General features: G+C 45.3%; 8 protein-coding genes. 1 reads left to right on the top strand and 7 read right to left on the bottom strand.

Annotated elements, in window-relative coordinates; translation table 11 throughout:
* Positions 1-386, top strand: a 386-nt coding sequence (locus AND4_RS17875) for a transporter associated domain-containing protein (protein WP_009844396.1), incomplete at its 5' end; no start/stop codon positions are given.
* A gap of 86 nt (positions 387-472) precedes the next feature.
* Here the strand turns inward: AND4_RS17875 and luxS are convergent.
* The 7 genes from luxS to AND4_RS17840 form a co-directional block, all read right to left on the bottom strand.
* Positions 473-991: an S-ribosylhomocysteine lyase gene (gene luxS, locus AND4_RS17870; RefSeq protein WP_009844395.1), complete on the bottom strand. Its 519-nt coding sequence runs from the start codon at positions 989-991 to the stop codon at positions 473-475.
* Positions 992-1,089: 98 nt separating this feature from the next.
* Positions 1,090-1,695, bottom strand: coding sequence for a hypothetical protein (locus tag AND4_RS17865; RefSeq protein ID WP_009844394.1), 606 nt, complete (start codon positions 1,693-1,695; stop codon positions 1,090-1,092).
* A 19-nt stretch (positions 1,696-1,714) separates the two neighbouring features.
* A complete protein-coding gene (gshA, locus tag AND4_RS17860) occupies positions 1,715-3,283 on the bottom strand; it encodes a glutamate--cysteine ligase (protein WP_009844393.1) in 1,569 nt (522 codons plus the stop codon).
* A gap of 161 nt (positions 3,284-3,444) precedes the next feature.
* Positions 3,445-6,288 (bottom strand): pitrilysin family protein, encoded by a 2,844-nt coding sequence (locus tag AND4_RS17855; RefSeq protein ID WP_043991871.1) that lies wholly within the window; start codon positions 6,286-6,288, stop codon positions 3,445-3,447.
* 9 nt (positions 6,289-6,297) lie between these two features.
* Positions 6,298-6,759 (bottom strand): YqaA family protein, encoded by a 462-nt coding sequence (locus AND4_RS17850; protein ID WP_009844391.1) that lies wholly within the window; start codon positions 6,757-6,759, stop codon positions 6,298-6,300.
* On the bottom strand, positions 6,753-7,703 hold the full coding sequence (locus tag AND4_RS17845; RefSeq protein WP_009844390.1) for an NADP-dependent oxidoreductase: 951 nt from the start codon (positions 7,701-7,703) through the stop codon (positions 6,753-6,755). The genes AND4_RS17850 and AND4_RS17845 overlap by 7 nt, the downstream gene beginning before the upstream one ends.
* 144 nt (positions 7,704-7,847) lie before the next feature.
* Entirely contained in the window at positions 7,848-8,489 is a 642-nt protein-coding gene (locus AND4_RS17840) for a response regulator transcription factor (RefSeq protein ID WP_009844389.1), read from the bottom strand.
* Positions 8,490-9,091 lie beyond the last annotated feature (602 nt).

The raw sequence follows: 9,091 nt of genomic DNA, 5'->3' as shown, positions 1-9,091 counted from the left end.
ACAAGCAGCGTATCGGTTTAATTGTTGACGAATATGGTGACATCAATGGCTTAGTGACATTGGAAGATATCTTGGAAGAAATTGTTGGTGAATTTACCACCTCTATCGCACCAAGTTTGTCGGAAGAAATTACTCCGCAAGGCGATGGTAGCTTCTTAATTGAGGGAAGCGCCAATATTCGTGATATCAACAAAGGCTTAAAGTGGAAGCTATCCACCGATGGTCCACGTACTTTGAATGGCCTGATTCTAGAGCATTTAGAAGACATTCCTGAGAGCCACTTGAGCGTGCAAGTTTCTGGGCATCCAATGGAAATCATTCAGGTTGAAGAGAATCGTATTAAGTTGGTGAAAGTATATCCAAAACTGAAAAAGGGCAGCGAATGATTGCTTCGACTTTTCAAACCAATGAAACATAAAAAGAGCCTGACGTTTGTCAGGCTCTTTTTTAACCATCGAATCGACAAGCAAAGTTAGTCGATGCTGAGCTCTTTTAGCATTGACTCTGGCAGTGCAAGTTCATCATTCTTATTCACCGTAATACCTGCTTTAAGAATGCTCTGCGCGATTTGTTTCGCTTCATCCAGAGAGTGCATCGCTGCTGTACCACACTGGTACTCATTCAGTTCAGGAATTTTATATTGGTTTTCCACCTTCAATACATCTTCCATCGCTGCCATCCAAGCGTCAGCGACTTGCTGCTCTAGAGGCGTACCAATCAAGCTCATATAGAAACCAGTGCGGCAACCCATTGGTGAAATATCGATGATCTCAACGCACTCACTGTTTAGATGATTGCGCATAAACCCTGCATACAAATGCTCCAGTGTGTGAATACCTTTCTCCGAAAGGATATCTTTGTTTGGCGCAGTAAAACGTAGATCGAATACCGTAACTGTGTCCCCTTTTGGGGTTTGCATCGTTTTAGCCACACGAACTGCTGGCGCATTCATACGTGTGTGGTCTACGGTAAAACTATCTAATAAAGGCATTACATTTCTCCTGATTCTAGCCACCAACACTCATAGGCATCGGTCGTTATTTTTGTTTTTTTGTTTATTTTCTCACCGAAATCAATGGGTAGCGTTCGCTAAAAAAACCAGCTGCTGTTGTCTTCTAATTCCTGACGACATTGTTTTAACTGCCAGCCATAGGACTTTGCGGTTTTCTCTACGCGTCTCGCTACCTTAATCAAGCTCGGTTTATTGTTATAAGTGCCACGTTTGTATCCACCGCGCCCTTCATGGTACGCAAGATACTGTTTGTAAGGGTCCCATAAAGAAATACCCAATTGTCGGCGAGTTTCATGAGTATACCAACCCACAAACATCATTGAGTCATCAAAATTGGTGCGGGAGCCACCTTGCCCCGTCGCATCTTGGAAATCATCCCATGCTGGGTCTTGCGCCTGAGCATAGCCATATGCGCTGCTGACTCGACCCCATGGAATAAAACCAAGAACATAATCTTTTGGTGGTCGAGCATCATGGCGGAAGCTGCTTTCTTGTTTAATGATCGCCATGGCCACGTTGATTGGCGTGCCCCACCGCTCTTCCATGTCTTTGGCATCTTCATACCAGCCGGATTTTTCTCGGAATATTTCACATAGATTGTCTTGTTGCTTTGGGGGCGCGGTCGCACAACCAGCTAAAATCACGCTCCCAAGCACAGACACCGCTATCGGCTTAATGTCCAATCCGTGCCCTTACTACTGATTATTGTTTGAGATAAGCAAAGTAATCTTCTAAGAACTCATCGAAAGATGACGTATCACTTTGCTCTGCTTGCTTTTGTTTCTCTATCGATATCTGGACTTCAGTTTCCATTTCATCGGCTGAATATTGCTCGTAGCTATGCGCGAGATTTTCTTCGCGGAACTTCATACCAAGCGCACAACCTACTTTACCCAGACCACCATGCTCTTTTGTCAATTCAAGTATTTGACCAGAAATGGTCAGCTCTGGTTCATCGATCCAAGATTCGAGTTTCTCACAAACTGCTTGATACTCTTTGCCTCCGGTCGCTGTATCCATCTCAATCGCGATCTGACGAAGATCAGCGAACACTCGATGCGCCCAATCTTGCAGAGACAAACGCTCGCCTTGGCAACCAATTTGCAGCATCAAACCTTTCTCACGACCGGAGACAATCACCTTGTTCCAGTTATCTCGCCAGCATGCAAACTCGCAATTATCCATCGGGTCAGAGTCTGAAAGAGCAGCCCACGTCAGGAATAGATCAAGGAAGCGCACTTGCTCCTCACTCACACCAACCGCACTGAATGGGTTCACATCTAACGAGCGAACCTCAATGTACTCGACACCGCCACGCTTGAGTGCTTCAGAAGGTTTTTCACCACTCTTGGTCACACGTTTCGGACGAATTGGAGCGTACAACTCGTTTTCGATTTGCAGAATGTTTGAGTTGAGTTGACGATACTCTCCATCCACTTTGACACCAATCTCAGCAAACTCTTCCGATGGACGTCGGATCGCGTCACTTACACCATCTAGGTACTGGTCAATAGAATTAAAACCAATCTTAAGTACGCTTTGCGCACTGTTGGTGTATCCGAGATCACTGAGACGCAGAGAGGTTGCTTTTGGCAGGTATAACGTGCCGCCAATTTTTTCAAATGGCAGATCCGTTTCACGGCCTTGAATGAAGGAGGAACATAATGCCGGTGACGCACCAAAGAAGTACGGGATCATCCAGCCAAAGCGGTAGTAGTTACGAATCAGCGCAAAGTACGCGTCTGATTTCGTGTCTTGGCGTGCTTCTTCATCTTGTTCACCATGCAAGGCGTCCCAAAATGACTCTGGGAAAGAAAAATTAAAATGCACGCCCGAGATAATTTGCATCAAGCTACCGTAACGGCGCTTCAGGCCTTCACGGTAAAGCGTTTTCATTTTTGCTGAGTTTGATGAACCATACTGAGCAAGCTGAATGTCATCCTCTGTCCCCACGTAACATGGCATTGAGAGTGGCCACATCTTCTCTTCGCCCATTTTGCTTTGAGTGAAGTGATGGATATCTTTTAACTGCCCCATCAATTCAGGGATCGCGTGCGATACTGGTGTAATGAATTCCAGTAGAGACTCTGAAAAGTCAGTCGTGATCCATTTGTTTGTGAACGCTGAGCCCAACCCTTTTGGATGAGGTGTTGTTGCTAGGTGTCCATCCTGACGATAACGCAAAGTTTCTCGCTCAACACCGCGTCCAAACTGCTTAAATACTTCTGGGTTTGATGCAACTTGTTTTAGTCGCGCAGCAAAATCAGTCAAAATGAGGTTCGCTTATATTGGGAGCAGGACACTCGCCAAGCGTGGCAAGTGAAAGCTAAGTTATTGGTATGTAAAAATCCAGATGGATAACCCATCAAAAGCCATTTATTTCGTTAGCAACAAATAGCGGAGAGTCTCCTCTCCGCTATTAAATATGTACTCTATCGAATGATTTCAAGCTCTTCCACGTCTTTCCCTAACTTTTCTAGTTGAGGACGAAGGGATTTTGCATCACCGACGATGATGATTTGATAGTCATCCGGTTTAAACCATTTTTCAGCAAGAGTATTGAGCGTCTTTTTATCGACCGTCTCAACAATAGCATTGCGTTGCTGGATGTAGTCTTTGTCCAAGTTGTATTTCAAAATATCACTGATCAGCTGACCTTTCTGTGCTGGCGTCTCGTATTTCAGTGCATCTTTTTGACCGACCGCTTGGCGCATAAATTTCAATTCATCGTCAGTCATGCCCGATTGTGAGAACTCGTTCATCTCGTTCTCCATCTCGATAATAGACGCAATCGTAGAATCTGCACGCACTTGAGCCGTAAAAATAACCGACCCGGTTTCTACATTGCCAGAGAAGTAACCAGAGGCGCCATAAGTGTAGCCTTTGTCTTCACGAAGGTTTTGGTTAATACGACTATTAAAGTTACCCGCTAAATTAAAGTTCGCAAGTTGACTTAAATAGAAATCACCCGTCGCATCGTAAGGCATGCCTTGGCGAGCCATTACAATGACACTTTGCGGCGCACCTGGTTTATCCACCAAATGGACCTTTTGTGTGCCCAATGGTGCGATAGCTTGTGGCGCATACAATGGCGCCGCTTCATCTTTCCAACTAGCCCAGAAAGATAACTGCTTCTCAAGATCTGCTTTGCTGATGTCACCAACAGCAATGATCTGCGCGCTTTGTGGCGTGTAGTGTTTGGTATAGAAATCACGCACATCATCCAATGTCAGCGCTTGCAACCCTGCTTTGGTGCCATCTTTTGGACGTGCAAATATAGAATCGCCATACAGTACTTGTCGGCTTGCCTGTAATGCCATCCAGCTTGGTTTTTGATGTTCGTACACCAGACCTTCTAGTGCTTGAGCTTTCACGCGGTCAAAATCTTTTTGCTTGAATGCCGGCGATCGCAACATGTCTTCAACAATCTTAAGTGTTGGCGCTAAATTCTTCTCCAGAGCAGAAATGCTGATGTCGGTGGTGTAACCCGACGTATTTACAGAAATAACACTGCCTAGCTTATCTAATTCTGCTTGAATTTCTTCAGCTGAACGCTTGGTTGTGCCTTCTTGCAACATCGCAGCAGTCAGCTGAGCAAGACCTTCTTTGCCTTTCGCAACAAAGCGTGTACCAGCAGGCAAGCTAAACTGCATGGTCACAGTTGGCGTCTCGCTGCTCATGGTGCCCAATAACTCAGAGCCGTTCTTAAAGTGGATGTCGTACAGCTTCGGCATGGTTGCTTTTACTGGCACCCCAACAGGCGGCTGCACTGAACGGTCGAAGTTATCCGTAGCTCGGCGGTACGCCAATTGGTCATCGGTGATCTTTTCGTATTTTGGCAAAGTACGCTTTGGGGTCACGAACGTCGCAGGTTTTACTGCTAATTCAGTTTTTCCGCGTGGCACAACGCTCAGTGTTACCTTGTTCTTACCTTGAATGAAGTCACGGTATGCTTTTTCAACGGATGCTGGCGTCACTGCGTGAAGCTGTTCCAGTTGCTCTTCGATAAGATCAGGATTGCCAAAGAAAGTTTGGTTAGACGCCAATTGCGTCACTTTACCTTCGACACTTTCTAGAGCGAATATGGCGTCTGCTTCTGCCTGGCCCTTGAGCTGCTCAAGGCGATCTTTGGTTACGCCATCTTTAGCAAATTTATCCAGCGACGCTATCAGTTCACTATAGAGCTTGGTAAGATCGCCTTTATCCCTTGAGTCCCCCATTGCATACACATAGAAGTTACAAGACAGCTCAGCACAATCATGGAAAGAACCAGCATCAACCGCTTTCTGATTTTTGACTAGGTCTTGGTACAGCACACTATTGGTGCCACTACCTAACACGCTTGATAGCGTATCAAGCGAGGCTTGGTTTGCATCACCATTGTAAGTCGTCGGCCATGCCACCATCACCATGGGTTGCTGAATACGGTCTTCTAAAGTGATGAACTTGCTTTCTTCTAGCTTTGCAGGCTGCTTAGGTGCATTTTCAACTTCTGGACCTCGAGGGATCGAGCCGAAATATTTATTCACCCACGCCAGTGTCTGTTCCACATCGATATCACCACCGATGGTCAGCACAGCATTATTTGGCGCATACCAACGTAGGAAGAAGGCTTTGAGATCGTTCACATCAACACGATCGAGATCTTCAACGTAACCTATGGTTTGCCATGAGTAGGGGTGGCCCTCAGGATACAGTGCTTCAGCCATGCGCTCCCACATCAAACCATACGGACGATTATCATACCGTTGTGCACGTTCGTTCTTTACCGTTGAACGTTGGATCTCAAACTTACGCTGCGATACCGCATCTAACAAAAAGCCCATACGATCCGACTCTAACCACAGCATTTTCTCTAGTTGGTTAGCGGGAACTGTTTCAAAGTAGTTGGTGCGGTCTCGGTTAGTGGTACCATTTAACGTGCCACCCGCTTCTGTGATGATCTTAAAGTGCTCTTGGTCACCTACATTCTCAGAGCCTTGGAACATCATGTGCTCGAAAAAGTGTGCAAAGCCTGATTTGCCTATTTCTTCACGAGCTGAGCCGACGTGATAAGTCATATCAACGTGAACCAATGGATCAGAGTCTTCTGGTGCCAGAATCACCGTAAGGCCATTATCAAGTTGATATTTCTGGTATGGAATTTTTACTTTGCCTTCTTCTGCTTTTGATGACTCCAAAAACGTCACCCCATCAGGCAATAATGATACTGGGGATTTTGATACGCAGCCCGTTATCACTAACAGTGAACACGCGCTTACCCAAAACATTCTCATGCGCTTTCCTTAAAATAAACCGAGATAGATGGCAGTCAACAAACTATACCTTGCTGCTTTGCCAAAAAATATAACAACCAAACACGGCAGAAGTTTCATCCTTAACCATCCTGCCGCTAAACACAGCGGATCACCAACCACTGGCAACCAGCTAAAAAATAACCCCCAATATCCGTATTTGGATAACCACTTCAATGCGGTATGAGCGTGTTTCTCATCTTGGGTTTTATTTGGAATCCACAACCCAAGCCAGTAATTAGTAAGACCACCAAGGGTATTCCCAATGGTGGCAACAATAATGACAGAAACAAATGAGTATTGTTTTAACGATAAGGTAGCGATCAATCCTGCTTCAGAGCCCCCCGGAAATAAGGTCGCACTGAGAAAGCCTGTCATGAACAGTACCCATAATGCAGAGTCAGAAAACCAGAGAGCTAGGTTTTCAAAAGCAACATTAAATGTCTCTAGCATGTCATATCAAGCAAGATCTTGCCTCGTGTCCTTCCTGACCCCACCTGTTCGTGAGCTTTAATCATCTCATACATCGGATAAACCCGCTGTATTTCCATTTTCAGCGCCCCATCCCCAACCATATGGAGTAAGGCATCCAATTGCTCGCGTTCAGGCTCAACTAGCATACCACTGGCTTCAAAACCCAACAGCTTAGCTTGTTCACAAACCTGCTGTGCAGTGATGGTCGGAACCGTGATGACTCGAGCATTAGCGGTAAGGCATTTAAGTGCATCTATGGCGGTATCACCACCGACAAGATCAATCAAAACATCCACATCTTCAACACTTTCTGACACTGGTGAAAATTGATAGTTCACTGCATGTGCGCCGAGTGCAGCGAGGTAGTGTAAATTTCGTTCACTGCTCGTGGTAAAGACTTTCGCTTTCGTCGCGATAGCAATTTGTACTGCAATATGACCAACCCCTCCTGCGCCCGCCAAGATTAAAACGCGGTCACTTTCCGTCACATTCGCTTTGTTTAGAGCTTGATTCGCCGTTTGCCCTGCCAATGGTAGCGCTGCGGCGGCTTCTAATGTCACGCTATCAGGGACATGGCTAAGCTCAGATTCGGGAACACAAACGTATTGACTATAACCGCCACCTCGCACTGGAAAGCCTATAAACCCAGCCACCTTATCACCCTCACTAAAGCGCGATGTCCCCTTTCCACACAATACAACGTGACCAGCAATGTCGTAACCAGGAACCCAAGGTAAGTTATTTTTGTTTTGCGTGGCAGCCCAACCTAGCCCTGCTCGTGTTTTTACGTCAATAGGATTGACGCCCGAATACGCCACTTTGACAAGCACTTCCCCCGCTAGAGGTGTCGGTGTCGCTGCGGTTTGAATTGCAAGAACGTCAGCGTTGCCAAACTCAGTAATCGCTATCTGTTTGTGTTCCATAAACCATTCCCTGCCAGAAAACATAAAGGGATGCTAACAGCATCCCCTTGATTATAAAATATTTTGTTTATATCCAAGTAGCCTCAAAATACTGGCTTAGTGCGAATGACTTGGGTTGTCGACGCGGCACCCGATTTAAAGGTCTTATTGTGCGGTTAATCCGCCATTCATTCGCACTACCTTGATGGCATCATTGCGACAGTGCACATCCAGCTTCTTGTACAACTTATAGATGTGGCTTTTCACTGTGCTCTCTGACAAAAACAACTGTGAAGCGATTTGCTGATTCGATATACCATAGGCTAGCAGCTCTAAAATTTGCCTTTCTCGGCTGGTCAGCGAGTCGTGTTGACTATCCATCGAAATATTCGAATGTCGGTAGTTATTGATTAACGCTTCTAAGTAACCCCTTGGTAGCCACAACCCGCCTTGAAATATGTATTCCACACTCTCACTGATATGATCCACTGAAGCACTTTGCAGCAAAATTCCTTTCAGCAGCTTCCACCGTAGCAATTTATTCTCGACATTATGACTCGGTACGTTATGAATCATTAACGGCCAAGCAAACAGATCGAAGTCAGGGAGTTCCTCTCTGGATTCAAGTCGCCTCATGAAGTCATAATCTATCAACACAAGGTCGATGCTCATTGTATGACTGCAAAACACAGCTTCCTCTGGTAGACACGTTCTGACTTTTATTTCAGGCACGATTGATAACTGCTTCTCGATCAAACTGGTTTGGAGATTATTCTCCGCTAAATGGAGAAGGTGCTTGATTCCCATAATACCCACCACTATTGACTGGCACATGAACTAGGCCCCGCATACGCCAGTGTCGTCTGGACACCAAAATGATGACCAAAACCATTCCTAATAGAAAAAATATAGCAGCTCAGGCTGAATTCACTGGCGCTGTGGCAGAGTAAAAGGCTTAAAAAGTCTGAGCATTTTCACATCTTCACTCGGCACCTTTCCACCTATCCAAATTTAACTACTTGTTCTTACTGGGACCTTGAGCTTAAAAGGTATAAGAATTGGTTTAGACGCTGTTTTACTGTCTGACTCATCTGATGAGCAAAAAACTACTTTTTCAGCCTTATCGGCCATTACTTTTCATACGCAAAGCACCCTGATTTGAATGCCCTCAACTAAACCATTTATAGAAAAGAGCTTTTACAGGTCAATTGATTTAATCATCACTCTCCTTTTTATCCGCTAGTGACAACTTTCTCATTTGTGAGAAACACTCACACCAGCCCATACCTATAATTTTTTCGCTTCCATCAGCAAGGAAGCAGCACAAAGTTCACGTGTAGTCATTTCAATCAGGAAAGGGAGTAGTCAACATGACTCTTAATAAAACAGGGCTTGCCATCGCAATGTCA

The sequence above is a fragment of the Vibrio sp. AND4 genome (assembly GCF_000171815.1).
Classification (GTDB): domain Bacteria; phylum Pseudomonadota; class Gammaproteobacteria; order Enterobacterales; family Vibrionaceae; genus Vibrio.
The sequence above is the reverse complement of the archived record's forward strand: the minus strand, read 5'-3'. Positions and strand labels throughout refer to the sequence as shown.